The sequence below is a fragment of the Achromobacter sp. MUI-25009338 genome, assembly GCF_057359325.1.
Window position 1 is genome coordinate 4,031,780 of record NZ_CM170627.1, and the last position, 24,407, is coordinate 4,056,186.

At 67.5% G+C, this 24,407-nt stretch carries 21 protein-coding genes and 3 tRNA genes; 8 read left to right on the forward strand and 16 right to left on the reverse strand.

From position 1 onward, the window contains the following. The first annotated feature begins 85 nt into the window (after positions 1-85). Positions 86-1,423, forward strand: a complete 1,338-nt coding sequence (gene argG, locus AC1IQ6_RS19115; RefSeq protein WP_102774621.1) for an argininosuccinate synthase — start codon at positions 86-88, stop codon at positions 1,421-1,423. Between the two features lie 94 nt (positions 1,424-1,517). On the opposite strand, the gene AC1IQ6_RS19120 is transcribed toward argG, so the two are convergent. From AC1IQ6_RS19120 to rnr, 12 genes are all read right to left on the reverse strand, one after another. After that, on the reverse strand, positions 1,518-3,446 hold the full coding sequence (locus tag AC1IQ6_RS19120; RefSeq protein ID WP_209166463.1) for a potassium transporter Kup: 1,929 nt from the start codon (positions 3,444-3,446) through the stop codon (positions 1,518-1,520). Beyond that, positions 3,443-4,558, reverse strand: a complete 1,116-nt coding sequence (locus AC1IQ6_RS19125) for a sensor histidine kinase (protein WP_111827046.1) — start codon at positions 4,556-4,558, stop codon at positions 3,443-3,445. The genes AC1IQ6_RS19120 and AC1IQ6_RS19125 overlap by 4 nt, the downstream gene beginning before the upstream one ends. Before the next feature lie 61 nt (positions 4,559-4,619). After that, a complete protein-coding gene (locus tag AC1IQ6_RS19130) occupies positions 4,620-5,291 on the reverse strand; it encodes a response regulator transcription factor (protein WP_102774624.1) in 672 nt (223 codons plus the stop codon). A 65-nt stretch (positions 5,292-5,356) separates the two neighbouring features. Further along, complete coding sequence (locus AC1IQ6_RS19135) at positions 5,357-5,827, reverse strand: ExbD/TolR family protein (RefSeq protein WP_102774625.1); 471 nt, start codon at positions 5,825-5,827, stop codon at positions 5,357-5,359. Continuing rightward, a complete protein-coding gene (locus AC1IQ6_RS19140; protein WP_102774626.1) occupies positions 5,827-6,786 on the reverse strand; it encodes a MotA/TolQ/ExbB proton channel family protein in 960 nt (319 codons plus the stop codon). Before AC1IQ6_RS19140 ends, AC1IQ6_RS19135 begins: the two co-directional genes overlap by 1 nt. A 1-nt stretch (position 6,787) precedes the next feature. Further along, entirely contained in the window at positions 6,788-7,603 is an 816-nt protein-coding gene (locus AC1IQ6_RS19145) for an energy transducer TonB (RefSeq protein WP_485865177.1), read from the reverse strand. Positions 7,604-7,897: 294 nt separating this feature from the next. Next, positions 7,898-7,973: transfer RNA gene (locus AC1IQ6_RS19150), tRNA-Val, on the reverse strand. Between the two features lie 155 nt (positions 7,974-8,128). Next, positions 8,129-8,401 carry an HU family DNA-binding protein gene (locus tag AC1IQ6_RS19155; protein WP_003812968.1) on the reverse strand — a complete coding sequence of 91 codons (273 nt, stop codon included), beginning with the start codon at positions 8,399-8,401 and terminating at the stop codon, positions 8,129-8,131. Positions 8,402-8,753: 352 nt separating this feature from the next. Beyond that, positions 8,754-9,434: a Fe2+-dependent dioxygenase gene (locus tag AC1IQ6_RS19160; RefSeq protein WP_102774691.1), complete on the reverse strand. Its 681-nt coding sequence runs from the start codon at positions 9,432-9,434 to the stop codon at positions 8,754-8,756. A 58-nt stretch (positions 9,435-9,492) separates the two neighbouring features. Further along, entirely contained in the window at positions 9,493-10,737 is a 1,245-nt protein-coding gene (locus AC1IQ6_RS19165; protein WP_111827044.1) for a cystathionine gamma-synthase family protein, read from the reverse strand. Between the two features lie 50 nt (positions 10,738-10,787). Further along, complete coding sequence (gene rlmB / locus AC1IQ6_RS19170) at positions 10,788-11,525, reverse strand: 23S rRNA (guanosine(2251)-2'-O)-methyltransferase RlmB (protein WP_102774693.1); 738 nt, start codon at positions 11,523-11,525, stop codon at positions 10,788-10,790. 132 nt (positions 11,526-11,657) lie between these two features. Next, on the reverse strand, positions 11,658-14,123 hold the full coding sequence (gene rnr, locus AC1IQ6_RS19175) for a ribonuclease R (protein ID WP_485865178.1): 2,466 nt from the start codon (positions 14,121-14,123) through the stop codon (positions 11,658-11,660). A gap of 228 nt (positions 14,124-14,351) precedes the next feature. Between rnr and AC1IQ6_RS19180 the strand changes: the two genes are divergently transcribed. After that, positions 14,352-14,436: transfer RNA gene (locus AC1IQ6_RS19180), tRNA-Leu, on the forward strand. A 116-nt stretch (positions 14,437-14,552) separates the two neighbouring features. Here the strand turns inward: AC1IQ6_RS19180 and AC1IQ6_RS19185 are convergent. Continuing rightward, complete coding sequence (locus AC1IQ6_RS19185; protein ID WP_485865179.1) at positions 14,553-15,164, reverse strand: tRNA-uridine aminocarboxypropyltransferase; 612 nt, start codon at positions 15,162-15,164, stop codon at positions 14,553-14,555. Positions 15,165-15,335: 171 nt separating this feature from the next. On the opposite strand from AC1IQ6_RS19185, the gene AC1IQ6_RS19190 reads away from it, so the two are divergent. Continuing rightward, positions 15,336-15,420: transfer RNA gene (locus tag AC1IQ6_RS19190), tRNA-Leu, on the forward strand. Positions 15,421-15,553: 133 nt separating this feature from the next. On the opposite strand, the gene AC1IQ6_RS19195 is transcribed toward AC1IQ6_RS19190, so the two are convergent. Then, positions 15,554-16,003, reverse strand: coding sequence for a GNAT family N-acetyltransferase (locus tag AC1IQ6_RS19195; RefSeq protein WP_440130658.1), 450 nt, complete (start codon positions 16,001-16,003; stop codon positions 15,554-15,556). Positions 16,004-16,111: 108 nt separating this feature from the next. On the opposite strand from AC1IQ6_RS19195, the gene AC1IQ6_RS19200 reads away from it, so the two are divergent. From AC1IQ6_RS19200 to AC1IQ6_RS19220, 5 genes are all read left to right on the forward strand, one after another. Then, positions 16,112-17,005 (forward strand): DMT family transporter, encoded by an 894-nt coding sequence (locus tag AC1IQ6_RS19200; protein ID WP_102774942.1) that lies wholly within the window; start codon positions 16,112-16,114, stop codon positions 17,003-17,005. 27 nt (positions 17,006-17,032) lie between these two features. Continuing rightward, entirely contained in the window at positions 17,033-17,977 is a 945-nt protein-coding gene (locus AC1IQ6_RS19205; protein WP_485865180.1) for an AEC family transporter, read from the forward strand. A gap of 14 nt (positions 17,978-17,991) precedes the next feature. Continuing rightward, positions 17,992-19,272 carry an arsenic transporter gene (locus AC1IQ6_RS19210; RefSeq protein WP_102774697.1) on the forward strand — a complete coding sequence of 427 codons (1,281 nt, stop codon included), beginning with the start codon at positions 17,992-17,994 and terminating at the stop codon, positions 19,270-19,272. Positions 19,273-19,417: 145 nt separating this feature from the next. Next, on the forward strand, positions 19,418-20,644 hold the full coding sequence (locus AC1IQ6_RS19215) for a YeeE/YedE family protein (RefSeq protein WP_102774698.1): 1,227 nt from the start codon (positions 19,418-19,420) through the stop codon (positions 20,642-20,644). Between the two features lie 80 nt (positions 20,645-20,724). Next, complete coding sequence (locus AC1IQ6_RS19220) at positions 20,725-22,395, forward strand: FMN-binding glutamate synthase family protein (protein WP_102774699.1); 1,671 nt, start codon at positions 20,725-20,727, stop codon at positions 22,393-22,395. A 19-nt stretch (positions 22,396-22,414) separates the two neighbouring features. Here the strand turns inward: AC1IQ6_RS19220 and cls are convergent, their stop codons facing one another. After that, positions 22,415-23,824, reverse strand: coding sequence for a cardiolipin synthase (gene cls / locus AC1IQ6_RS19225; protein WP_485865181.1), 1,410 nt, complete (start codon positions 23,822-23,824; stop codon positions 22,415-22,417). Positions 23,825-23,839: 15 nt separating this feature from the next. After that, positions 23,840-24,172, reverse strand: coding sequence for an ElaB/YgaM/YqjD family protein (locus tag AC1IQ6_RS19230; RefSeq protein ID WP_102774701.1), 333 nt, complete (start codon positions 24,170-24,172; stop codon positions 23,840-23,842). Between the last annotated feature and the right edge of the window lie 235 nt (positions 24,173-24,407).

Below are 24,407 nucleotides of genomic sequence, written 5' to 3' on the forward strand. Positions count from 1 at the left end.
GTTAAACTAGCCGCCAGATTCTTCTGTCTGGCGGCCGGCTGCGGCCCAAGCCTGTCCAAGTCCTGTTGGCGTCTCATCTCGAACAATGACTACTATCCTCCCGAACCTTCCGACCGGCCAGAAGGTCGGCATCGCCTTTTCCGGCGGCCTCGACACCAGCGCAGCGCTCCTGTGGATGCGCAACAACGGCGTCGTTCCCTACGCCTACACGGCGAACCTGGGCCAGCCCGATGAGTCCGACTACGATGAAATCCCGCGCAAGGCCATGGCCTACGGCGCCGAAAAGGCCCGCCTGATCGACTGCCGCGCGCAGCTGGTGGCCGAAGGCATCGCCGCCCTGCAATCGGGCGCGTTCCACATCTCGACGGCCGGCATCACCTACTTCAACACCACGCCCATCGGCCGCGCCGTCACCGGCACCATGCTGGTGGCCGCCATGAAGGAAGACGACGTCAACATCTGGGGCGACGGCAGCACCTTCAAGGGCAACGACATCGAGCGCTTCTACCGCTACGGCCTGCTGACCAACCCCGACCTCAAGATCTACAAGCCCTGGCTCGACCAGCGCTTCATCGACGAGCTCGGCGGCCGTTCGGAAATGTCGGAGTACATGCGCCAGGCCGGTTTCGACTACAAGATGTCGGCCGAGAAAGCCTATTCCACCGACTCCAACCTGCTGGGCGCGACCCACGAAGCCAAGGACCTGGAGCATCTGAACTCCGGCATCCGCATCGTCAAGCCCATCATGGGCGTGGCCTTCTGGCGCGACGACGTGGCCGTCAAGGCCGAGGAAGTCACGGTGCGCTTCGAGGAAGGCCAGCCCGTCGCCCTCAATGGCGTGGAGTACGCCGACCCGGTCGAGCTGATGCTCGAAGCCAACCGCATCGGCGGGCGCCACGGCCTGGGCATGAGCGACCAGATCGAAAACCGCATCATCGAGGCCAAGAGCCGCGGCATCTACGAGGCCCCGGGCCTGGCCCTGCTCTTCATCGCCTACGAGCGCCTGGTCACCGGCATCCACAACGAAGACACCATCGAACAGTACCGCGAAAGCGGCCGCAAGCTGGGCCGCCTGCTGTACCAGGGCCGCTGGTTCGACCCGCAAGCCATCATGCTGCGCGAAACCGCCCAGCGCTGGGTGGCGCGCGCCATCACCGGCGAAGTCACCATCGAACTGCGCCGCGGCAACGACTACTCGCTGCTGAACACGGAATCGCCCAACCTGACCTACGCGCCCGAGCGCCTGTCCATGGAGAAGGTGGAAAACGCCCCCTTCACCCCGGCCGACCGCATCGGCCAGCTCACCATGCGCAACCTCGACATCGTCGACACGCGCGAGAAGCTGTTCACCTACGTGAAGACCGGCCTGCTGGCCTCGTCGGGCACCTCCTTGCCCCAGCTGAAGGACGCCAAGAAGAAGTAATCGGCGCCTGCCGGCAAAACAAAAAACCCTCCGAACTTTTCGGAGGGTTTTTTTTGGTCCGGCGGCGGCGGGCGGGTTCCGCGCGCATCCCGGTCTACAACTCCACCTGCATCCCCATCTCCACCACGCGGTTGGCGGGGATCTTGAAGAACTTGGTGCTGCGCGTGGAATTGCGCGCCATGAAGGAGAACACCGCGCGGCGCCAGCGCCACAGGGCCGGCTTCTTGGCCGCCACCACGGTCTGGCGAGACAGGAAGAACGAGGTGCGCATCGGCTCCAGGTCGATCTCCGGATAGGCTTCGGCCACCAGCCGCAGCCCTTCCGGCACGTCGGGATCTTCCTTGAAGCCGTAGGTGATGGTGGCCTGCCAGCTGGAGGCGCTGATCTTCTGCACGCTCAGGCGCTCTTCCTGCGACACGTAGGGCACGTCGGCCACCAGGATGGTCAGGAACAGCACGTGGTCGTGCAGCACCTTGTTGTGCTTGAGGTTGTGCAAGAGCGCCGGCGGCACGTTGCCGGAATTCATGGTCATGAAAATCGCGGTGCCGGGCACGCGCGACGGCGGGTATTCCTCGAGCTGGGCCATGAACTCCTTGAGCGGCTGGCGGTCGCGCTGCTGCATATCCGCCAGCAGCCGGCGGCCGCGGCGCCAGGTCATCATCAGCGTGAACACCACGATGGCCACCACCAGCGGCAGCCAGCCGCCCTCGTGGATCTTGAACACGTTGGCCGAGAACAGCAGCACGTCGAACAGCAGCAGCAGGCCCAGCACCGTGAACCACAGCATGCGCTTGAGCCCCGTGCTGCCGCGCGGCAGCACCGCGAAGGCCAGCACCGACGTGGTCAGCATGGTGCCGGTCACCGCAAAGCCGTAGGCCGCGGCCAGGTTGTCAGAGTTCTGGAACAGCAGCACCAGCACCAGCACCGCGCACAGCAGCAACGCGTTGACCTGCGGCAGGTAGATCTGGCCTTTCTCGACCGCCGAGGTGTGCAGGATCTGCATGCGCGGCCAGAAGCCGAGCTGCACCGCCTGGCGGGTCACGGAATAGGCGCCGGAGATCACCGCCTGCGAGGCGACGATGGTGGCGACCGTCGCCAGCGCCACCAGCGGCGCCAGGCCCCAGTCCGGCGCCATCATGAAGAACGGGTTGCGAATCGCCGTGGGATCGCGCAGCAGCAGCGCCCCCTGGCCGAAATAGCACAGCGTCAGCGCGGGCAGCACCATGCTGAACCAGGCGCGGCGGATCGCCGGGCGGCCGAAATGGCCCATGTCGGCGTACAGCGCCTCGGCGCCGGTCAGCGCCAGCACCACCGCGCCCAGCAGCACGAAGCTGATCCAGGGGAATTCGACGATGAAGCGCAGGCCCCACATGGGGTTGAGCGCGGCCAGCACCTCGGGCGTCTGCCACACCTGCCAGCCGCCCAGCGCGGCCAGCGTGCCGAACCACAGCAGCATCACCGGCCCGAACAGCTTGCCCATCGCGCCGGTGCCGTGCGACTGGATCACGAACAGCGCCACCAGCACCACCAGCGCCAGCGGCACGACCCAGTCGTCGAGCTGGTGCGACACGATGCCGATGCCCTCCAGCGCCGACAGCACCGAGATGGCGGGCGTGATCATGCTGTCGCCGTAGAACAGCGCGGCGCCGAAGATCCCCAGCACGATCAGCACCCAGCGCAGCTTGCCCTCGCGCGCCCGCACCGCCAGCTCCAGCAGCGCCAGCGTGCCGCCCTCGCCGCGGTTGTCGGCGCGCAGCACCAGCGTCACGTACTTGAACGACACCACCACCATCAGCATCCAGAACAGGATGGACAGCACGCCCAGCAGGTGCGCCGGCTCCAGGTCGGTATGCACGCTCAACCCCGTGAGACAGGCGCGCAGCGTGTACAGCGGGCTGGTGCCGATGTCGCCGTACACCACGCCCAGCGCGCCGAGGATCAGCGCGGCCCGCGACGATGGCGCATGCGCGCCGCCGGGATGTGCGCCATTGGGAGCGGTTGCGCCGACGGAATCCTGGCTCATGATGTAGGTTCTTGACGAGTGAGTTGGGCCCCTTTGCGGGGGCCGGGAAACACGACGGACAGCCGCGTGCCGGAAAAATCGGGGCGGCTGGTGAGCTTCCACCAGGCGCCGTGCGCGTGCGCGATCTCGCGCACGATGGCCAGACCCAGGCCGGAGCCGCCGGCCGTGGCGGTCGGCGAGCGGTAGAAGGCCTCGAACACGCGGTCGCGCTCCTCGGGCGGTATGCCCGGACCGTCGTCCTCGACGGTCAGCGACGGCGGGTTGGCGCCGACGATCAGCGTGATGCGGCCGGTGGCGTTGCCGTAGCGCAGGGCGTTGTCGATCAGGTTGCCCAGCAGTTCGGCCAGCAGCAAAGGATCGGCGTCGATCCAGATGGGCGCGTCGGGCGCCACCAGGTCCAGTTCATAGTGCGCCTCGCGCACCCGCGGAAACCATTCGGCGCCGTGCGCCCGCACCCATTCGCACAGGTCGATGCGCACGAAGCTGTCCTGCGGGCGGGCATTGGGGTCGGCGCGGGCCAGCACCAGCAGCTGCTGGCCCAGCCGGATCATGCGGTCGCTGACGGCCTTGATGCGCTCGGCGCGGGCGCGCACGTCGTCGGGCAGCGGCCGCGCCAGCATCAGTTCGGATTCCAGCCGCAGGCCGGACAAGGGGGTGCGAAGCTGGTGCGCGGCATGGCCGATGAAGCGCCGCTGCGCCGCCAGCGAGGCGTCCAGGCGCAGCAGCAGGTCGTTGGTATGGGTGACCAGCGGTTCGATCTCCACCGGCACGCCGCCCACTTCCAGCGGCTGCATATCGTCGATGGAGCGCTGCCGGATTTCTTCGGACAGGTGGTTCACCGAGCGCAGCCCCGAACGCACGCCCTGCACCACCACCCAGGTGAACAGGGCGATCAGCGCGATCTGCCCCACCACCATCAGCCAGAAGAAATCTTCCAGCATCCATAGCGACATGTCGATCTTGTGGGTGATGACCCAGGTCGCCGCCAGGTCCAGCAGCACCAGCAGCAGGATCGGCGGCATCAGCCGGATGACCAGATGCCGCGCCAGCGAACGCGAGGGAAGCAAGGGGCGTGGGGGCGGGGCGGCGTTGGGAGGACGTTCCTGCGTCATGCGCGGTGCCTTTGCTCAGGCGGCGGAATGCGCTCGGCAGGCATGCCGGGCCGCGGGGCCTTCAGACCGTTTCGACATCCAGCATGTAGCCAAAGCCGCGCACCGTCTGGATGCTGGCGCCGGTGCCTTCGAGGCGCTTGCGCAGGCGGTACACATAGACTTCGACGGCGTTCTCGCTGAAATCGGCGTCCCAGGCGGAAAGCGAATTCACGATCTGGCGCTTGGTCACGACGCGGCCGACGCGGGCCATGAGCATTTCCAGCACCGAGAGTTCGCGCACCGACAGCGACAGGCGCTGGCCGTTGGCGCGGACTTCGCGCCCGACGGTGTCGAACACCAGCGGACCGACCTCGATCAGCGGCTGCGCCTGCCCGGCGCGGCGCCGGCCGAAGGCGCGCACGCGCGCGGCCAGCTCGGGCAGTTCGAAAGGCTTGGTAACGTAATCGTCAGCGCCGGCGTCCAGGCCGGCGACGCGGTCGTCGAGGCCGTCGCGGGCGGTGAGGATCAGCACGGGAACCTGGTTGCCGTCCTGGCGCAGCTGGCGCAGCACGTCCAGCCCGCTCATGCCCGGGAGATTGAGGTCGAGCAATAGGAGGTCATACGGCTGGCCCGCCAGGGCGCCCAGGACACGGTCGCCATCGGTCAGCCAGTCGACCGCATACCCCTGGTCGGCCAGAAATTCCTGGAGCGCGTGGCCCAGGGTGGTGTCGTCTTCGATTACCAGAACTCGCATGCCGCGATTCTAGCGCGATCCCGGCGCGAAGGGGGCGCCGGCTGCGCCCCCGGGCCGGAATGCGTTCAGGGCGCGGACGGCGCCGGAGCGCCCTCGGCCGCGGCCGGCGCCGCGCCGCCCGACGGCGGGGTGGTGACGAACCCGATGCGCGACATGCCCGAACGGCGCGCCGAAGCCATGACCTTGGCCAGGACTTCGTAGCGCGTGTTCTGGTCGGCGCGGATGCGGATCTCGGGTTGCGGCTTGGTGCCGGCGATCGCCTTGAAGCGGTTGGGCAGGTCGTCGATGTTGACCGGCTTTTCATCCCAGAACAGCGCGCCGCCGGCGTCGATGGCCAGGTCCACGGTCTTGGGCTCCTCTTCGATCTGCTCGGCGGCCACCTGGGGCATGTTGATCTTGATCGAGTGCGCCAGCAGCGGCGCGGTGATGATGAAGATCACCAGCAGCACCAGCATGACGTCGATCAGGGGCACCATGTTGATCTCGGAAACCGTGTGGCTTCCGGACCCTTTGCCCTCGAAGCTGCCAAAGGCCATTATTCGCTCCCGCGTTGGGCGCCGCCGCTCTGGCGGCGCAGGGCGCGCACCTTGCCGTCGGACAGCTCGACTTGCTGGCCGGTGGTGAGGAACGCGAACAGGTCATGCGCAAAGGCATCCAGGCGCGACAGGAACACGCGGTTGTTGCGCACGAAGGTGTTGTACGCCAGCACCGCGGGAATCGCAACGGCCAGGCCCAGGCCGGTCATGATGAGCGCCTCGCCCACCGGACCGGCGATGCGGTTGATGGTCACGCCGTCGGACAGGCCGATGCCGACCAGCGCGTGGTACACGCCCCAGACGGTGCCGAACAGGCCGACGAAAGGCGCCGTCGAGCCCACCGAGGCCAGCACGGTCAGGCCGTTTTCCAGCTTGGCGGTTTCCTCGTCGATCACCTTGCGCATGGTGCGGGTGACGAAGTCGGAGTTGCTGCCGGATTCTTCCAGCTTGGTCGCGCCGAACTTGTTGTGATGCGCCTGCGCATGCATGGCGTGGCTGGCCAGGTGCGAGAACGGATCGCGCGCGCCGTGCGTGACGATTTCGTTTTCGACCTGCTCCAGCGAGCTGGCGTTCCAGAACTTGTTCAGGAAATCGGCCGCGCGCTTGCGCATGGCGACGTTGCTGGCGGCCTTGACCAGGATCAGGTACCAGGTCACCAGCGACATCAGGATCAGGATGATGAACAGGCTCTTGCCGACGAAGTCGCTTTGCGCGACGAAGTGCAGAAAGCCCATATCGGGCGTGGCGATCGGCGCCGGCGGGGTGGGCAGCGCGGCCGCGGCGCCGTGCAGCGCGTCGGCCGACTGCTGGAGCGCGCCGGCGGCCTGCTGGACCGCTTCGCCGACGGCCGGAGCGGCCTGGGGAGCCGCGGCGGCGGCGGGCGCGGCGGCAGCCGGCGCTGCAGCCGGGCTGGTGGTCGCCTGAGCCACCAGCGTGGCGCTATGCAGTGCGTTGGACATCTCAGTTCCTCATGACGAAATCGTACGGAATCTTGGCTTTGGCGGGATAGGCCACGCCATTGCGGGTATAAGGCTTGAAACGCTCCTTGCGGGCGGCTGCCAGCGCCGACTCGTCCAGGCGCGGATGGCCCGAAGACTTGTCGAGGCTGACGCGCTCGACCAGGCCCTGGGTATTGATCTCCACCAGCACCACCGCCCGCCCCTCTTCGCGCATGCGGCGCGACATCATGGGGTAGTTGGGGATCTGGCGCGAGCCCCGGAACTCGATGCTGGAAACCAGCACCGGCTGATCCGGCGGAGGCCCTTGCTGCGGCCCCTGCGGCGCCTGGGTGCCTTCCGGCAGGCCGCTGGGCGGCGTCTGCTGCGGCGGGGTTTCCGGCTTGGGCTGCTGCTTGACCTCGGGCTTGACCTCTTGCTTGGGCTTGGGCTTCGGTTTGGGTTTGGGCTTGGGTTTGGGCGCCGGGACGACCGGCTTTTCGACCACCGGCTCGGGCTCCGGTTCGGGTTCCGGCTCGGGCTTGAGCTCGGGTTCAGGCTCGGGTTCGGGTTCGACCTCGGGCTCCGGTTCGGAGGGCGTTTCGACCACCGGTTGCGGCACCTCGGGCGCCGGCTCGGCCTTGGCCATCTGCGGAACGGGCGCTTCCACCACGCTCACCATGATCGCCTCAGACTCCTCCAGTTTGGGAGCGTCCTCGGGCATCAGGAAGATGGCGCCGACGACCGCTGCATGAAGCGCAAGAACAGCCAGGCCGGCGCCCGTGCGTATACCGTATGAAGGCCGGGAAGATGAATTCCAACCGCGTTGAAGACTAGGCATGAATCAGCCGGGGTGCATGAGCCAGATGGCATTGACTTCTCCGGCCCGCCAGAAACGACACGCACACTTAAGCGGCGCCGGCAGGCCGGTACAAGCCCATAATAATATCTTAAATGCGAATGATTCGCACGTCCTATTTCGTCTGGACCTGCGCCGCGCAATGATTGCGCGCAAACAATCCGCACAAAACAACCACCGCAAAAACAAAAAACCCGCCACGGCGATGTGTGCGGGTTTTCTATGGTTACTGCAATCCGGATTTGCGGGATTTGCAGCGACGCGGTTTGCTTTCGGTGGTGGGTGCTACAGGGGTCGAACCTGTGACCTACGCCTTGTAAGGGCGCCGCTCTACCAACTGAGCTAAGCACCCTTTTCTGATGCAGCCTCAAGACGAAATTCGCGAAAAATCCGTACAAGCAACTGCCAACCGGGGCACTCAAAAGCATTACGCGGGCCGGAGTATACCGGACCGCGCACATGTCGGCAAATCGCATGGCGCCAGGCCTTGCGACCGCCGGCCGTCCATTAGTTGACGGCGTCCTTCAGGGCCTTGCCCGGACGGAACTTCGGCACCTTGGCCTTCTTGATCTTGATGGTTTCGCCCGTGCGCGGGTTACGGCCGGTGCGGGCGGCGCGCGCCGACACGGCGAACGTGCCAAAGCCAACCAACGTAACCGTACCGCCCTTCTTCAGGGTGGTCTTGACGGCACCGATCAGGGCGTCGAGCGAACGGCCGGCAGCAGCCTTGGAGATGTCGGCCTTGCTGGCGATATGATCGATGAGTTCGGTTTTGTTCATGCAGGTGTACCCCTCACAAGGTGTGGAGTCTGCCGGAGGTGCAGTCCCTGGCCGTCATGATTGGACGCCACGAAAGACGCAAGACCCGACAAACGACGAACAGACAGTGGATAAACTTTTTCTTGCGCTGCAAAGCACAACTTTTAAAGTGCTGCGCCGCTTAGGATTCAATGGCAATGGCCTTCGAACCGTCAGCGACGCAGACGTGTATTAGGCCTTGGCGTAGGGCGGCTGTCAAGCGAAAACCTCACCACAACCCGCGCCAATACTAGCTTTTAGCCGTTTTCGCAATAAACAGAAACACGCAAATTTGCGTTTGCGCGACACTGCGCCGCGAGCGCTTGCCCGGGCTTCAAACGTCTGCCCAACGACGCAGCAGGTTGTGGTAAATGCCGGTCAGCTGCACGATGGAAGGATGCCCCGCCGCGTCCTGGTTCAGGCGCTGGATGGCCACGTCCATGTCCAGCAGCAAGGCGCGCTGGCTGTCTTCGCGCACCAGGCTCTGCATCCAGAAGAACGAGGACACGCGCGCGCCGCGCGTGACCGGGTTGACCTTGTGCAGGCTGGTGCCGGGATACAGCACCATGTGCCCGGCGGGCAGCTTGACCGCGCGCGGGCCGTAGGTGTCGTCGATGACGAGTTCGCCGCCATCGTAGGAATCGGGCTCGGAGAAGAACAGCGTGGCCGACAGGTCCGTGCGCACGCGCTCGGCGGTGCCGGCGATGCCGCGCACGGCGTTGTCCACGTGATAGCCAAAAGCCTCGCCGCCCTCGTAGCGGTTGAAGAGCGGCGGAAAGATCTTGCGCGGCAGCGCCGCCGACATGAACAGGTTGTTGGCCGCCAGGCGCTGCAGGATCAGGCTGCCCAGTTCCTGCGCCAGCGGATGCTGCTCGGGCAGCTGGCGGTTGTGTTTGACTTCGGCGGACTGGTAGCCCGCCGTCACCTTGCCGTCGACCCAGTCGGCCGCGTCCAGGCGCCGCCGGATCTCGGCGGCTTCTTCGGGCGTGAAAATTTCTGCTATCTGTATAAGCATGGGCCTTGCCCCGTTTGCGTACTCGGGCGCGCGGCCGCAACGGCGCGCGCTCGCCGCATTATCCCTTCAGGCAGGCGTTGAGCGCCTGATCGAAATCAAACAGCAGATCGGCCTCGTCCTCGATGCCCACCGACACGCGGATCAGGCTGTCGGCGATGCCCATCTGCTTGCGGCGCTCGGCGCCCATCTCGTAATAGATGGTGTGCGCGGCCGGCAGCGCCAGGCTGCGCGTGTCGCCCAGGTGGGTCGCCATCAGCACCACGCGCAGGCGATTCAGGAAGTCGAAGCAGTCCACGCCGTCGGCCAGCTCCACGCCCAGCAGGCCGCCGAAACGCGAACCGAACAGCGCGGCCGCGCGCGCGTGCTGCGGGTGGCTGGCCAGGCCGGGGTAATGCACCTTGGCCACGCCGGGATGCTCTTCCAGGAAGCGCGCCAGCGCCAGCGCGTTGGAGCAGTGCTTGGCCATGCGCAGGGCCAGGGTCTCGGCGCCCACGGCGATGCGGTGCGCCGGTTCGGCGGCCAGCGTGCCGCCCATGTCGCGCAGGCCCTTCTTCTTGATCTGGGTCAGGCCCCAGCCGGTGGCCGGCCCCTTGCGGTAGGCCTCGTAGATGTTCGCGTAGTTCGACCAGTCATACAGGCCGGTGTCGGTCACCGCGCCGCCCAGCGCGTTGCCGTGGCCGCCGATGTACTTGGACAGCGAGTTCATCACCAGCGACGCGCCCACACTGGACGGGCGGAACATCCACGGCGAACTCAGCGTGTTGTCGACCACGTAGACCAGGCCATGCTCGCGGCAGATCTCGCCGATCACGGCCAGGTCGGCGACCTGCGTGCCCGGATTGGCGATGGTCTCGGTGAAGACCATGCGCGTCTCGGGCCGGATGGCGGCGCGCACTTGCGAGGAGTCGGTCGCGTCCACGAACGTGATTTCGACGCCGAGTTCCTGCAGCGTGCCGAACAGGCTGTTGGTGTTGCCGAACACGAACTGGCTGGACACCAGATGATCGCCACGGCGCAGCAGCGTGGTGAAGATGGCGGCCAGCGCGGCCATGCCGGTGGCGAAGCTGACCGTGCCCTTGCCCGCTTCCATCTGGCTGACCTTGGCTTCCAGCGCGGTGGTGGTGGGCGTGCCCTGGCGCGCGTAGGTGAAGCCGGCCTTGCCCTGGAACACCGCGGCGAGTTCGCGCGCGTCGTCGTAGGCGAACTCCGAGGACGGGTGCATCGGCTTGTGCACGGCGCCGTGCTCGGCGGACTGCTTGCGGTCGGAATGGAGGATCGTGGTGGTAAAGCCGTTCTCGTGCATGATGGCGTGACGCGATAGAAAAGGGATCGACTGCGTAAGCGGCGGGCGGATCAGGACCGGCGCTGGCGCACGGTTTCGTACAGGCAGACGGCGCTGGCGACGCTGACGTTCAGGCTTTCGACCGAACCCAGCATCGGGATGTTGACCAGCTGGTCGCAGGTTTCGCGGGTCAGGCGGCGCATGCCCTCGCCTTCGGCGCCCATGACCCAGGCCATCGGCTGGCGGGCGTCGACCTGGTGCATGCTGTCGGCGGCCTGGTCGTCAGTGCCGACCAGCCAGACGCCACGGTCCTTCAGGCTGCGCATGGTGCGCGCCAGGTTGGTGACCATCAGGTAAGGCACGGTGTCGGCCGCGCCGCAGGCCACGCGCTGCACCGTGGCGTTCAGGCCCACGGCGCGGTCGCGCGGCGCGATCACCGCGTGCACGCCCGCCGCATCGGCGGTGCGCAGGCAGGCGCCCAGGTTGTGCGGGTCGGTCACGCCGTCCAGGATCAGCAGCAGCGGCGGGCCTTCGATCACGTCCAGCACTTCGTCCACGTCCACCGCCAGCTGGCGCTCGTCGGCCAGCGCCACCACGCCCTGGTGCCGCGTGCCGCGGGCCAGGCCGTCCAGGCGCTCCATCGGCACCGGATGCAGGCGGCGGCCCGCTTTCTCGGCCTGCTCGATGAAAGCCTGCATGCGCTTGTCGCGGCGCGACGCCTCTACATAGATTTCCCTGATCGAATCGGGCGCGTGGCGCAGCCGCGCGACCACCGCGTGAAACCCGGCCAGAACTTGGGTCGACGCCATAAATGCAATACCTTTAGATAAACGGACACCCGCCCCAGAGCGGGGCGGGCCGCCGGAAGAACCGGCCATAGACGCAATGTTACCCCTTATGGCGCGCGCCATGGCCGGCGCGCACCGGCCCGGCAACCGGCGTCAATGGCGCTTGTGCGTCGCCTTCTTGGCGGGCGCGGCGCGTTTGGACGCCTTGGACGGCTTGCCGGCCTTCTTGGCCTCGGCGCGACGTTCCTTGGCGGTCTGGCCCTTCAGCGCGGCCGGCTTGGGCGCGGCCGCCTTCTTCACGCGGCGCGACGGCTCGTCCGGCCCGCGCGCGGCCGCCTTACGCAGCGCGTCGAAGCTGGTGCCCTGCACCAGCCGGAACTCGATGCGGCGGGCTTCGAGGTCCACGCGCGAAACCTGCACCTGGACCTTGTCGGTCAGGCGGTAGCGCATGCCGGTGCGTTCGCCGCGCAGCTCATGCAGCGCGTCGTTGAACTGGAAATACTCGCCGCCCAGCTCCGAGACGTGAACCAGGCCTTCGACGTGCAAGGTGTCCAGCGTGACGAAGATGCCGAAGCTGGCCACGCCGGTGACCGTGCCGCTGAAATCCTCGCCCACGCGTTCCTTGACGAACCAGCACTTGAGCCAGGCCTCGACGTCGCGCGAGGCCTCGTCGGCGCGGCGCTCGCTGGCCGACAGCACCAGCCCCAGCTTTTCCCAGATGGCGTGTTCGTGCTCGCGCTGGGTGCGGCCGATGACGACCGGCTGGTCGTCCAGGCTGGGCACGTAGCGCTGCCCGGCCAGCAGGGCCTTGATCACCCGGTGCGTGAGCAGGTCGGGATAGCGGCGGATCGGCGAGGTGAAGTGGCTGTAGCCCGGATAGGCCAGGCCGAAGTGGCCCATGTTGTCCGGGCTGTAGACGGCCTGCTGCATGGAGCGCAGGCACATGGTCTGCAACAGCTGGTAGTCGGGGCGGCCGCGCACCAGATCCAGGAAGTCGCCGTAGTCCTTGGCGGTGGGCGTTTCGCCGCCGCCCAGCGTCAGGCCCATGGTGCGCAGGAATTCGCGCAGCGACTGCAGGCGCTCCGGCGTGGGCCCTTCGTGGATGCGGTACAGGCCCGGATGCTTGCTGCGGGTCATGAAGTCGGCCGCGCAGGTGTTGGCGGCCAGCATGCACTCTTCGATCAGCTTGTGCGCGTCGTTGCGCACCGAGGGCACGATCTGCTCGATGCGGCCCAGTTCATTGCAGACAATCTTGGTCTCGACGGTGTCGAAGTCGATCGCGCCGCGCTTCTTGCGCCCTTGCGACAGCAGCTGGAACAGCTCGTACAGGTGCTGGACCTGCGGCATGACGCTGCGCATGGCGTGCGCGGCCGGGCCGCCGGGCTGCTGCAGGGCCGCCCATATATTGGTATAGGTGGTGCGCGCATGCGAATGCATGACGGCGTTGTAGAACTGGTAGGCGGTGACCGTGCCGACCTTGGCGCCGCTGGCCGGAATGACCATGTCGCAGACCAGCACCAGGCGGTCGACCTCCGGGTTCAGCGAACACAGGCCATTGGACAGCGACTCCGGCAGCATCGGGATGACCCGGCGCGGGAAATACACGCTGGTGCCGCGGTCGAGCGCGTCTTCGTCGAGCGCGTCGCCCGGGCGCACGTAATGGCTCACGTCGGCGATGGCCACCAGCAGGCGCCAGCCCGGACGCTTGCGCTGGCCCGAGCCCAGTTCCACCGGTTCGCAATAGACCGCGTCGTCGAAGTCGCGCGCGTCCTCGCCGTCGATGGTGATGAGCGGCACGTCGCGCAGATCCACGCGGTCCTTGAGGTCGGCCTTGCGGACCACGTCCGGCAGGCGCGCGGCCTGCTTGCGGGCGGCCTCCGAGAATTCGACGGGCACGTCGAACTTGCGCACCGCGATCTCGATTTCCATGCCCGGATCGTCGATCTCGCCCAGCACCTCGGCCACGCGGCCCAGCGGCTGCGTGTGGCGGGTGGGCTGCGCCATGATCTCGACCGCGACCACCTGCCCGTGCTGGGCGCCGTTGGTGTCGCTGGGCGGGATCAGGATGTCGTGCTTGATGCGCTGGTCCTCGGGGACCACGATGGACAGCCCGTGCTCGTGCAGGAAGCGTCCGACCAGCTTGTTGGTGCGGCGCTCGATGACTTCGACGATGGTGCCTTCCGGCTTGCCGCGGTATTCGCCCGTGGGCTTGACCAGCACGCGGTCGCCGTGCAGCACCTTGAGCATTTCGCGCGGCGACAGGAACAGGTCCGGCCCGCCGTCGTCGCGCAGCAGGAAGCCGAAGCCGTCGCGATGGCCCAGCACCTTGCCGGCGATGAAATCCAGTTTGGTGGCCAGCAGCAGCACGCCCTTGCGATTGGGCATCAGCTGGCCGTCGCGCTCCATGGCGCCCAGGCGGCGTTCAAACCCCACCATGGTCGCGGCGCGCTCGATGCCCATGCGCTCGGCCAGCTCCACCGGAGACAGCGGCGAGCCCGCGGCGCGCAACGCTTTCAGGATGGCTTCACGAGACGGAACATCGGGATCGAAGTCCGGCGGCGCTTCGGGCAAGGGTGTTGATCTGTTGTTATTCGATTCGTTATTCGATCGTTTTGCCAAAGCTAAATTTTCCGTATATAATGCGCAGCTTCTGTGGTTCGCCCAAGGCTGAACACTGAAGCAGAAAGGTCAGAGGGCGGGATGAATAATCCAAAGCCCGATTGTAAAACCAACTACGACCTGCTGCACTTCTGAATGCGGATTTAGTTGATTAATAGTTAACTAACTCTTGTACCAGATGCGCAACAGGCCGCAGCGTAGCACAACAATCTGACAGTATCTCTCAGTGCCCAGGTGGCGGAATTGGTAGACGCGCATGGTTCAGGTCCATGTGCCGCAAGGTGTGGAGGTTCGAGTCCTCTCCTGGGCACCACGGAATTCCAGTCGGAACCTCGATCGAGGTCTCGACAGCAAGAGCTGAAAAGCCCCGAAAATCGCAAGGTTTTCGGGGCTTTTGCTTTGTGCCCGGCCTGCCCCGCCATCCCGCCCTCAGCGCCAAGGCACTTTGCGGTTCAGGTGATGCTTCGCGTAGAGGTCGGCGCCCATGCCGGCGATCTGCCCGTCGATCAAGGCTTCGAACGGCCGCAGCAAGGCGTCGAAATTGCGCGGCGCCTCGATGGCGTTCAAGGCATGGGTCACGGCCTCGATGGTGGACAGCGCGCCCGGCATGTCGGCATGGCGCACGCGATAGCGCGTCGACAGCCCGGCGGGCAGCATCACGCGCGGCAGCGCCGCCAGCCGCGGATTGATGTGCAGCAGCTTGCGCGCATGGCCCCAGGTGCCGTCGGGCACGATCAACTGTACGGGCATGCCCAGCTCGCGGCCGTAGCCCGGCGTCAGCACCTCGGCGCTCTCGCCCGGAAACAGCAGGCGCGGCGCGTAGCCGGGCTGCGTCCAGTCCTGTTCCGAGAAATATTCGCCCACCACGCGGCGTGCGCCGGCCAAGCCGAGCACGGCCAGCCGCGCCGTGTTCAATGCATGGCGCGCCTCGCTCGGATGCTGCAGCACCACCAGGCGCGTGCGGCATTCAAGCGAGGGAATCAGCGCGCACAGGCAGTGCGACAAGGGGCGCAGGCAGCGCGTGCAAAGTGGGCGTGGCATGGGGCGACACTATATCTAAAGTTGCAGCCGCCCAACGCGCCAAAAAAATTCCACGAAAAAGTGAAAAAAAGCCGGCACGACTTGCACACTTCTAAAAAAACATGCATAATTCTTTTCTCTGCTGCTGAACACGAAACAACGCGAGAGCGAAGTGAAATGTGAAGCGACAGCGCCCAGGTGGCGGAATTGGTAGACGCGCATGGTTCAGGTCCATGTGCCGCAAGGTGTGGAGGTTCGAGTCCTCTCCTGGGCACCAATTATTACATCACGAGGTACCTGCGTGATGCGCCAAAAAACCCCGAACGCGTAAGCGTCCGGGGTTTTTATTTGCTTGTCTTCTTCTTTGCCCCTTCGATATTCGGCGGCTCCGACGGAGCCGCCGGGCCGCCCTACTTCAACGTGCGCGTCATGACGACGTGCGGAATGCCGGCCTCGACGAACTCCTCGCCTTCGATGCGGAACCCGTGCGCTTCGTAGAAGCCGGCGGCATGCGTCTGCGCGTGCAGCACCAGCATGCGGTGGCCGTCGCCGTGGCCCTGTTCGATCAGGGCGTCGAGCAACTGGCCGCCCACGCCCATGCCGCGGGCCCGCTTGTGGACCGCCATGCGGCCGATGTGGCCGTCGGGCAACAGCCGCCCGGTGCCCATCGGCGTGCCGTCCGGCCCGTAGGCCACGGCATGCACCGAGACCGCGTCGTCGTCGTCCATTTCGACTTCGGGCGGCACTTTCTGTTCGACCACGAAAACCTCGTGGCGCACAGAATAAGCGTCCTCGCGCAAGCGGTCCCAGGTTCCCAGCGCAATGCGCACCGTAGCTTTTTTATTGGTCGACATGTCCATCCCTCGCGTGCTGCCTATGAATAAAAGAATCCTACGCCGATTCTCTCAGGGATGAAGATTCCCCAAAAGGGGTACGATCGCAGCTTGCTCCCGCCTCCGCGCCCCGACATGCCGCCTGCCGCTCCCCCCGCCTGGCTGAAAGCCGCGCCCGCGCTTTTCCTGCTCCTGTGGTCCAGCGGCTTCGTCGTGCTCAAGGTCGGGCTGGCCTACGCCGATCCCATGACGTTCCTGGCGCTGCGCTACGCCTGCGTGGTGCTGATCCTGGCCCCCTTCCTGCTGTTCGCGCGCCCGCCGCTGCCGCGCGCGGCGGCGGCCTGGGGCCATCTGGCGATGGTCGGCCTGCTGCTGCAGGCAGGCTATTTCTGCTTCACCTACCTGTCGCTCAAGCAAGGCATGTCGGCCGGCGGGCTGGCGCTGATCGCTTCGCTGCAGCCCATCCTGATCGGCCTGCTGGCCCCGGCCATCGCCCACGAGCGCGTCGACGCGCGGCGCTGGGCCGGCCTGGGCCTGGGCGTGTCGGGCGCAGCGCTGGTGATCGTGGCCAAGGCCTCGGTCGACGTGCTCTCGCCGCTGGGCCTGCTGTTCGCCATCGGCGCCCTGCTGTCCATCACCGGCGGCACGCTGTATGAAAAACGCTACGGCGCCGAAACCCATCCGGCCGTCTCGAATATGGTGCAGTACGCGGTCGGCCTGGCCGTGACCGCGCCGCTGGCCTTCTGGCTGGAGCCGATGCGCATCGAGTGGACCGGCGCGCTGTGGGCCTCGCTGGTCTATCTGGTGCTGTGCAATTCGCTGGTGGCCATCACCCTGCTGCTGACCATGATCCGGCATGGCGAGGCCTCGCGCGTGTCGGCGCTGTTCTTCCTGGTCCCGCCGTGCACCGCGCTCATCGCGCTGGCGGTGCTGGACGAAGCCATCCCGGCGCTGGCCTGGCCCGGCATGGCCCTGGCCGCGCTGGGCATCCTGCTGGTGACGCGCGCCCGCAAGGCGGGTCCGCGCTAGAATGAGCGCCCTCCCGCTAGCCTGCTCATGAACGCCGTCATTACCGCCGCCCTGCCGGTTTTCGCCCTGATCCTGACCGGCTGGCTGGCCGCCCGCTGGCGCATCCTGGGTCCGGCCGCCACCGACGCGCTGAACCGCTACGTCGTCTACCTGTCGCTGCCGGCGCTGCTGTTTCGCGCCATGACGCAGGTGGACCTGGCCCAGGCCGCGCACTGGGATTTCGCCGCCGCCTTCGCCGGCGGCATCGCCGTCACCTTCCTCGCTTCGTTCCTGGGCGCGCGCCGCAGCCAGCCCGCGCTGACCGACCGCAGCATCCAGGGCCTGGCCGCCTCCTACGCCAACGCCGGCTACATGGGCATACCGCTATGCCTGGCGCTGTTCGGCGCCGAGAGCCTGGCGCCCGCCACCTTCACCACGCTGCTCACCGCCAGCGCGCTGTTCGGCTTCGCCATCGCGCTGATCGAGTTCGACCGCCAGCAGGCTCCCGGCATAGGCGCCACGCTGCTGAAGGTCGGGCGCGCGCTGATGCGCAACCCGCTGCTGGCCGCGCCGATGCTGGGCCTGGCCTGGGCCTATACCGGCCAGCCGCTGCCCGAAGGCCTGGACCGCTACGTCGCGCTGCTGGGCGCCTCGGCCAGCCCCTGCGCGCTGGTCACGATAGGCCTGTTCCTGGCGCAGACCGAGACCGCCAGTTCCGGCCCCGGCGTGCTGCGCCTGGTCTGCGGCAAGCTGCTGCTGCAGCCCGCCGTGACCGCGCTGCTGGCTTTCTACGTGTTCACCATGCCGCCCATGTGGGCCTGGACCGCCGTGCTGATGAGCGCCCTGCCCATCGGCACCGGCCCTTTCATGCTGGCCGCCATGTACGGCCGCGACGCGCGCGTGACCTCGCGCGCCATCCTGGTCAGCACCGTCGCCTCGGTGCTGACCGTCAGCCTGCTGGTCGCCTGGATCAGCACCCATCCCTTACTGTGACGTCCGCCCCTTCGATGCTTGCCGCCGCCGCGATCTTCATCCTCACCATCACGCTCGTCATCTGGCAGCCCCGGGGCCTGTCCATCGGCTGGAGCGCATTGCTGGGCGCGGCGCTGGCGCTGGCCACCGGCGTGGTCCAGTTCGCCGACATCGGCGAAGTCTGGCGCATCGTCTGGAACGCCACCGCGACCTTCATCGCCATCATCGTCACCAGCCTGATCCTGGACGAGGCCGGCTTCTTCGAATGGTCGGCGCTGCACGTGGCGCGCTGGGGCGGCGGCCGCGGCCGGCTGCTGTTCGTGCTCATCGTGCTGCTCGGCGCGGCCGTCTCGGCGCTGTTCGCCAACGACGGCGCGGCCCTGATCCTCACCCCCATCGTCATGGAAATGCTGCTGGCGCTGGGCTTCGGCCCCGGCGCCTCGCTGGCCTTCGTGATGGCCGCGGGCTTCATCGCCGACACCGGCAGCATCGCGCTGATCGTGTCCAACCTGGTCAATATCGTGTCGGCCGATTTCTTCGGCATCGGCTTCGGCCAGTACGCCTCGGTGATGCTGCCGGTCAACCTGATGGCGGTGGCCTCGACCCTGGCCGTGCTGCTGCTGTACTTCCGCAAAAGCATTCCGCCGCGCTACGACGTGGCCCAGCTGCCGGCGCCGGCCAGCGCCATCCGCGACCTGACCACGTTCCGCGCCGGCTGGGTGGTGCTGGGACTGCTGCTGACGGGCTTTTTCGTGCTGGAGCCCATGGGCATCCCGGTCAGCGCCATCGCCGCCGCGGGCGCGCTGGGACTGCTGCTGATCGCGGGCCGCCAGCATATCGTGGGCACGCGGCGCATCATGCGCGAAGCGCCCTGGCACATCGTGGTCTTTTCGCTGGGCATGTACCTGGTGGTCTACGGGCTGCGCAACGCCGGCCTGACCGACTACCTGGCTCAGGTGCTGGAGCGCTGCGCCCAGCATGGCCTGTGGGGCGCGGCGCTGGGCACCGGCCTCATCACGGCCTTTCTGTCGTCCATCATGAACAACCTGCCCACGGTGCTGGTGGGCGCGCTGTCGATCGCCGACACCAGCGCCACCGGCCCGGTGCGCGACGCCATGATCTACGCCAACATCATCGGCAGCGACCTGGGCCCCAAGATCACGCCCATCGGCAGCCTGGCGACGCTGCTATGGCTGCACGTGCTGGCGCGCAAGGGCCTGCGCATCACCTGGGGCTATTACTTCCGCGTCGGCATCGTGCTGACCGTGCCGGTGCTGCTGCTGACGCTGGCCGCGCTGGTCTGGCGGCTGCAATAGGCCCCGCCCGTTTTATTATTTTTAGTTATTTGGAACGCATTAATTGATGGTTTGAGATATTAATGCGCCCCCTTAGACTTTCAACCATCCCACGGGTGCGTCCACGCGCCCGTTTGCATTTCTACGTTTATCCCGGGACTCGCCCATGAGCAGCAACGCCTCGACCCTACCCCTGCCCCCAGCGGCCCTGCCGCCGATCCGCATCAACCGCAAGCCGCTGTGGATCGCCCTGCTGCTGGTGCTGGCCGGCGCCCTGTACCTGAACCAGACCGTGAGCTGGCGCCAGGGCGCGCTGTGGATCGTCGGCGCCCTGCTGGGCGTGACCCTGTACCACGCCTCCTTCGGTTTCACCCAGGCCTGGCGCGTCTTCGTCTCGGACCGCCGCGGCGCCGGGCTGCGCGCGCAGATGCTGATGCTGGCCGCGGGCGTGCTGCTGTTCTTCCCGTTCCTGGCCGCGGGTTCGCTGTTCGGCCAGCCGGTCAGCGGCTTCGTCTCGCCGCCGGGCGTGTCGGTGGTGCTGGGCGCTTTCCTGTTCGGCATCGGCATGCAGCTGGGCGGCGGCTGCGCCTCGGGCACGCTGTTCGCCGTCGGCGGCGGCAATACCCGCATGCTGGTCACGCTGCTGTTCTTCATCGTCGGTTCGGTCATCGCGACCGCCCACTTCGGCTGGTGGTCCAATCTGCCCGCGCTGGCGCCCACCTCGCTGATCAAGACCTGGGGGCTGGCCCCGGCGCTCCTGGCCAACCTGGCCGTATTCGCGCTGATCGCCTGGGCCGTCACGGCGCTGGAAAAGCGCCGCCACGGCCACGTCATTTCCTTCGCCGCGCGCACCGCCCGTCCGGGCTCGCTGCTGCAGGGGCCGTGGCCGCTGATCTGGGGCGGCGTGGCCCTGGTGGCGCTGAACTTCGCCACGCTGGCGCTGGCCGGCCGCCCCTGGGGCATCACCTCGGCCTTCGCGCTGTGGGGCGCCAAGGCCCTGGACGCCGCCGGCGGCGACGTGGCGACCTGGGCCTACTGGGCCAAGCAGCCATCGCTGGGCGCGCCGCTGCGCCAGGACGTCACCACGGTCATGGACATCGGCCTGATGCTGGGCGCGCTGGCCGCGGCCAGCGCCGCCGGCAAGTTCGCGCCCGTCTGGAAGGTGCCGGCCCGTTCGCTGGCCGGCGCGGTGATCGGCGGCCTGCTGCTGGGCTACGGCGCGCGCCTGGCCTTCGGCTGCAACATCGGCGCCTACTTCAGCGGCATCCTGTCGGGCAGCCTGCACGCCTGGCTGTGGCTGCCCGCCGCCTTCGCCGGCAGCGCCCTGGGCGTGCGGCTGCGCCCGGCCTTCGGCCTGGCCGTGGAAAAGACGCCGTCGGCATCCAGCTGCTGAGAAACAGTATTCCGGTTTTCGCCCGCTAGGGGCGCCGAGGCTGGTGTATGGTTGCTCCATCCCGAAATACGGAGATGGACATGAGCTGGATTTTCGGCCGCTACACGGCTTTTCTGTTGACCCTGGCGGGCGCGGCGGTCACCGCCGCGCTGGCCTACGCGAGCTCGGCCTGGTGGCTGTGGATCGCCGTGCCGCTGGCGCTGCTGGGCGCGCTCGGCGTCTATGACCTGATCCAGACCCGCCACGCCATCCGGCGCAACTATCCGGTGCTGGGCAATCTGCGCTTCCTGTTCGAATTCATCCGGCCGGAAATCCGCCAGTACTTCCTCGAAGACGACACCCAGGCCGCGCCCTTCTCGCGGGCGCAGCGCTCCATCGTCTACCAGCGCGCCAAGCGCGAGATCGACAAGCGTCCCTTCGGCACCCAGCAGGACGTCTACGGCGACCAGTACGAATGGATCAACCATTCCATGTCGCCCTCGCGCATCGACGACACCGACTTCCGCGTCACCGTGGGCGGCCCGGAATGCAAGCAGCCCTATTCCATGTCGGTGTTCAACATCTCGGCCATGAGCTTCGGCGCGCTGTCGGCCAACGCCGTGCTGGCGCTGAACGAAGGCGCGCGCCAGGGCGACTTCGCGCACGACACCGGCGAAGGCGGCATCAGCCGCTACCACCGCCAGCCCGGCGGCAGCCTGGTGTGGAACATCGGCTCGGGCTACTTCGGCTGCCGCGACGCGCAGGGCGCGTTCTCGGAAGAAGCCTTCGTCAAGAACGCCTGTACGCCGCAGGTCAAGATGATCGAGATCAAGCTGTCGCAGGGCGCCAAGCCCGGCCACGGCGGCATCCTGCCGGCGGGCAAGGTCACGCCCGAGATCGCCGAGGCCCGCGGCGTGGCGCCGTGGCAGGACTGCAATTCGCCGGCCACCCACTCGGCCTTCGACTCGCCCATCGGCCTGATGAAATTCGTGGCGCGCCTGCGCGAGCTGTCCGGCGGCAAGCCGGTGGGCTTCAAGTTCTGCGTGGGCCATCCCTGGGAATGGTTCGCCATCGTCAAGGCCATGCTGGAGACCGGCATCACGCCCGACTTCATCGTGGTCGACGGCGCCGAAGGCGGCACCGGCGCGGCGCCCGTCGAATTCGTGGACCACGTCGGCACGCCGCTGCGCGAAGCGCTGCGCCTGGTGCACAACACCCTGATCGGCGTGAACCTGCGCGACCGCATCAAGCTGGGCGCCTCGGGCAAGATCATCACCGCCTTCGACATGGCGCGCGTCATGGCGATGGGCGCCGACTGGTGCAACGCCGCGCGCGGCTTCATGTTCGCCGTCGGCTGCATCCAGGCCCAGGCCTGCCATACCGGCAAATGCCCCACCGGCGTCACCACCCAGGACCCGCTGCGCCAGCGCGCGCTGGTGGTGCCCGACAAGGCGCAGCGCGTGGCCAACTTCCATCGCAACACGCTGCATGCGCTGGCGGAGCTGCTGGCCGCGGCCGGCCTGACGCATCCGGGCCAGCTGCGCCCCCACCACATCGCGCGGCGCATTTCGTCCAGCGAGATCCGGCTGCTGTCGGCGCTGTTTCCCGAGCTGACCCCGGGCGAGCTGCTGCGCGGCGAATTCCGCCACCAGGTGTTTCGCGCCGGCTGGGCCATGGCGCAGGCCCATTCGTTCCAGCCGACCCACGACATCCCCACGGCCCTGGAACTGGCGCGCGCGATGCAGGCGGCGCCGGCCCCCGGCCGCGCCTGAGCCGGCCGCGCCTGAGCCGCTAGAGCCAGCGCTCGAACATGCGCGAGAAAAACTCCATGGAACGGTCTTTCACGCCCCGGGCCTGCCAGGCCTCGGGCGTGATGCGCACCGAATCGACGACGTCGCGCTGGAACAGCGCCTCCATTTCGCCGGCGAAGTCAGGCCCCAGCACCACCGCGTTGATTTCGTAGTTCAGCGCGAAACTGCGCCAGTCCATATTGCTGGACCCCACGGTGGACCAGACCCCGTCGACCACCGCGGTCTTGGCGTGCAGCAAGGCGTCGCGCCGTTCATAGAGCTTGACGCCGGCCTCCAGCAGGTCGGCGTAATGCGAGCGCCCGGCATGGAACACCAGCGACGAATCGCTGAAGCCCGGCAGCACCAGCACCACGTCGACCCCGCGCCGCGCGGCCGCCGTCAGCACGTCGATGAAGGCCGGGTCCGGCACGAAGTACGCCATCGTGATGTGTATGTATTTCTGCGCGCTTTCGAACGCCGACATCAGCGTCAGGTACACCGTGTAGCCATCGCTGCGGTCCGGCTGGTTGGCCAGTATCCGCACGCTGGTGTCGCCCGCGGCCGGCGCGACGTAGGCGTCGCCGCCTTTCAGCGGTTCCTTGGTCTGCGACTCCCAGCCGGTCCGGATGACGGCCTCCAGCTCGGCCACCGCCGGCCCCTCGATGCGCAGATGCGTGTCGCGCCAGGGCGCGGTCCGCGCGTCGCCGGCCGCGTCGGCGTCGGACTTGCCCGATCCCGAACTCGACCCCGGCGAGGACTCGTACACGCTGCTGACGTTCAGCCCGCCCAGATAGCCCACCTTGCCGTCGACCACCAGCACCTTGCGGTGATTGCGCTGGTTCGGCGACCAGCCGGCGCGCGCCAGCGCCGGATTGACCGGATTGAAGACCGCCACCTGCACGCCCGCGTCGCGCAGGCGGTCGAACAGCGCGTCGGGCGTCTTGATCGTTCCGATCGCATCGACCATCAGCGACACCTCGGCGCCGCGCGCGCGCGCCGCGATCAGCGCATCGGCGAAGCGCGAGCCCTCGGTGTCGTCATCGAAGATGTAGGTCTCCATGTGCACGTAGCGGCGCGCCTGGCCGATGGATTGCAGCATGGCCCGATAGGTACTGGGCCCGTCGGCCAGCAGCCGGACACGATTGCCCGGCACCAGCGGCGCGCCGCTGACCGCCTGTTCGACGGCGAGGTGGCGCGCCAGGAAATCGTCCTTGGGCGTGCGCGGGTCGGCGCTGATGCCCTGGCTGCGGCGATAGCTGTCGAGCGCCGCGTCGGCCGACTGGCTGGCCTGCGCGGCGCGCGCCTCGCGCTCGGCGGAATCCGGCACGCTGGCGCAGCCGGCCAGCAGCATGGCGCAGGCCAGCGCCAGGGCGCGCGCCCACGGCCGGGCGCAGGCCGCAGACGGCCTCATGATGGAGAAACGGGACTAGCGCCGGCCGCTCGCCAGCAGGCAGCCCAGCAAGGCGCCGACCAGCGCGGCCACGCCCACCGATTTCCAGGCGTGCTCGTGCACGTACTCGTCGGCATAGACGGAGGCCTGCCGCGCGCGTTCGCGCGCCGCGCCCTCCCACTGGCCGGCGGATTCGCGCGCGTCGGCCAGCTGGCGGCGCAGGCGCGCCCGCGCCGCCTCGATCTCGGAGCCCGTATACGAAGCCGTCGAACGCAGCAGGTCTTCGGTGCCCGCCAGCAGTTCATGGAAGCTGTCGCTCACCCGTTCGCGGTGCAAAGCCATTTCGGCGCGTTGGTGCTTTCGGTTCATGGTCGCTCCTTGTGATTATTTGAAGGGAGTCGGGCCTGCCTGCGCCCACCGCGGCGGGCTGCGTCAGGCCATGGTGCCTATTGTGACGCCCGCCGGGGCGCGGCGCCCGAGCTTTGGCAACCAGCCGTAATTCGATATTTCAGCCGCCGCAGGCCGGCTCACGGCCCGGCTCCGATTTAGTAAAAGTCCATTGCATTCATCGGCTTAAGCTTGACACCCCGGCCCCCATCCCCAC

What these genes read in the sequence shown, in the direction of transcription:
- argG (WP_102774621.1), top strand. Translation starts at nt 86, where the DNA reads ATGACTACTATCCTCCCGAACCTTCCGACCGGCCAGAAGGTCGGCATC.
- AC1IQ6_RS19120 (WP_209166463.1), bottom strand. Translation starts at nt 3,446, where the DNA reads ATGAGCCAGGATTCCGTCGGCGCAACCGCTCCCAATGGCGCACATCCC.
- AC1IQ6_RS19125 (WP_111827046.1), bottom strand. Translation starts at nt 4,558, where the DNA reads ATGACGCAGGAACGTCCTCCCAACGCCGCCCCGCCCCCACGCCCCTTG.
- AC1IQ6_RS19130 (WP_102774624.1), bottom strand. Translation starts at nt 5,291, where the DNA reads ATGCGAGTTCTGGTAATCGAAGACGACACCACCCTGGGCCACGCGCTC.
- AC1IQ6_RS19135 (WP_102774625.1), bottom strand. Translation starts at nt 5,827, where the DNA reads ATGGCCTTTGGCAGCTTCGAGGGCAAAGGGTCCGGAAGCCACACGGTT.
- AC1IQ6_RS19140 (WP_102774626.1), bottom strand. Translation starts at nt 6,786, where the DNA reads ATGTCCAACGCACTGCATAGCGCCACGCTGGTGGCTCAGGCGACCACC.
- AC1IQ6_RS19145 (WP_485865177.1), bottom strand. Translation starts at nt 7,603, where the DNA reads ATGCCTAGTCTTCAACGCGGTTGGAATTCATCTTCCCGGCCTTCATAC.
- AC1IQ6_RS19155 (WP_003812968.1), bottom strand. Translation starts at nt 8,401, where the DNA reads ATGAACAAAACCGAACTCATCGATCATATCGCCAGCAAGGCCGACATC.
- AC1IQ6_RS19160 (WP_102774691.1), bottom strand. Translation starts at nt 9,434, where the DNA reads ATGCTTATACAGATAGCAGAAATTTTCACGCCCGAAGAAGCCGCCGAG.
- AC1IQ6_RS19165 (WP_111827044.1), bottom strand. Translation starts at nt 10,737, where the DNA reads ATGCACGAGAACGGCTTTACCACCACGATCCTCCATTCCGACCGCAAG.
- rlmB (WP_102774693.1), bottom strand. Translation starts at nt 11,525, where the DNA reads ATGGCGTCGACCCAAGTTCTGGCCGGGTTTCACGCGGTGGTCGCGCGG.
- AC1IQ6_RS19185 (WP_485865179.1), bottom strand. Translation starts at nt 15,164, where the DNA reads ATGCCACGCCCACTTTGCACGCGCTGCCTGCGCCCCTTGTCGCACTGC.
- AC1IQ6_RS19195 (WP_440130658.1), bottom strand. Translation starts at nt 16,003, where the DNA reads ATGGACATGTCGACCAATAAAAAAGCTACGGTGCGCATTGCGCTGGGA.
- AC1IQ6_RS19200 (WP_102774942.1), top strand. Translation starts at nt 16,112, where the DNA reads ATGCCGCCTGCCGCTCCCCCCGCCTGGCTGAAAGCCGCGCCCGCGCTT.
- AC1IQ6_RS19205 (WP_485865180.1), top strand. Translation starts at nt 17,033, where the DNA reads ATGAACGCCGTCATTACCGCCGCCCTGCCGGTTTTCGCCCTGATCCTG.
- AC1IQ6_RS19210 (WP_102774697.1), top strand. Translation starts at nt 17,992, where the DNA reads ATGCTTGCCGCCGCCGCGATCTTCATCCTCACCATCACGCTCGTCATC.
- AC1IQ6_RS19215 (WP_102774698.1), top strand. Translation starts at nt 19,418, where the DNA reads ATGAGCAGCAACGCCTCGACCCTACCCCTGCCCCCAGCGGCCCTGCCG.
- AC1IQ6_RS19220 (WP_102774699.1), top strand. Translation starts at nt 20,725, where the DNA reads ATGAGCTGGATTTTCGGCCGCTACACGGCTTTTCTGTTGACCCTGGCG.
- cls (WP_485865181.1), bottom strand. Translation starts at nt 23,824, where the DNA reads ATGAGGCCGTCTGCGGCCTGCGCCCGGCCGTGGGCGCGCGCCCTGGCG.
- AC1IQ6_RS19230 (WP_102774701.1), bottom strand. Translation starts at nt 24,172, where the DNA reads ATGAACCGAAAGCACCAACGCGCCGAAATGGCTTTGCACCGCGAACGG.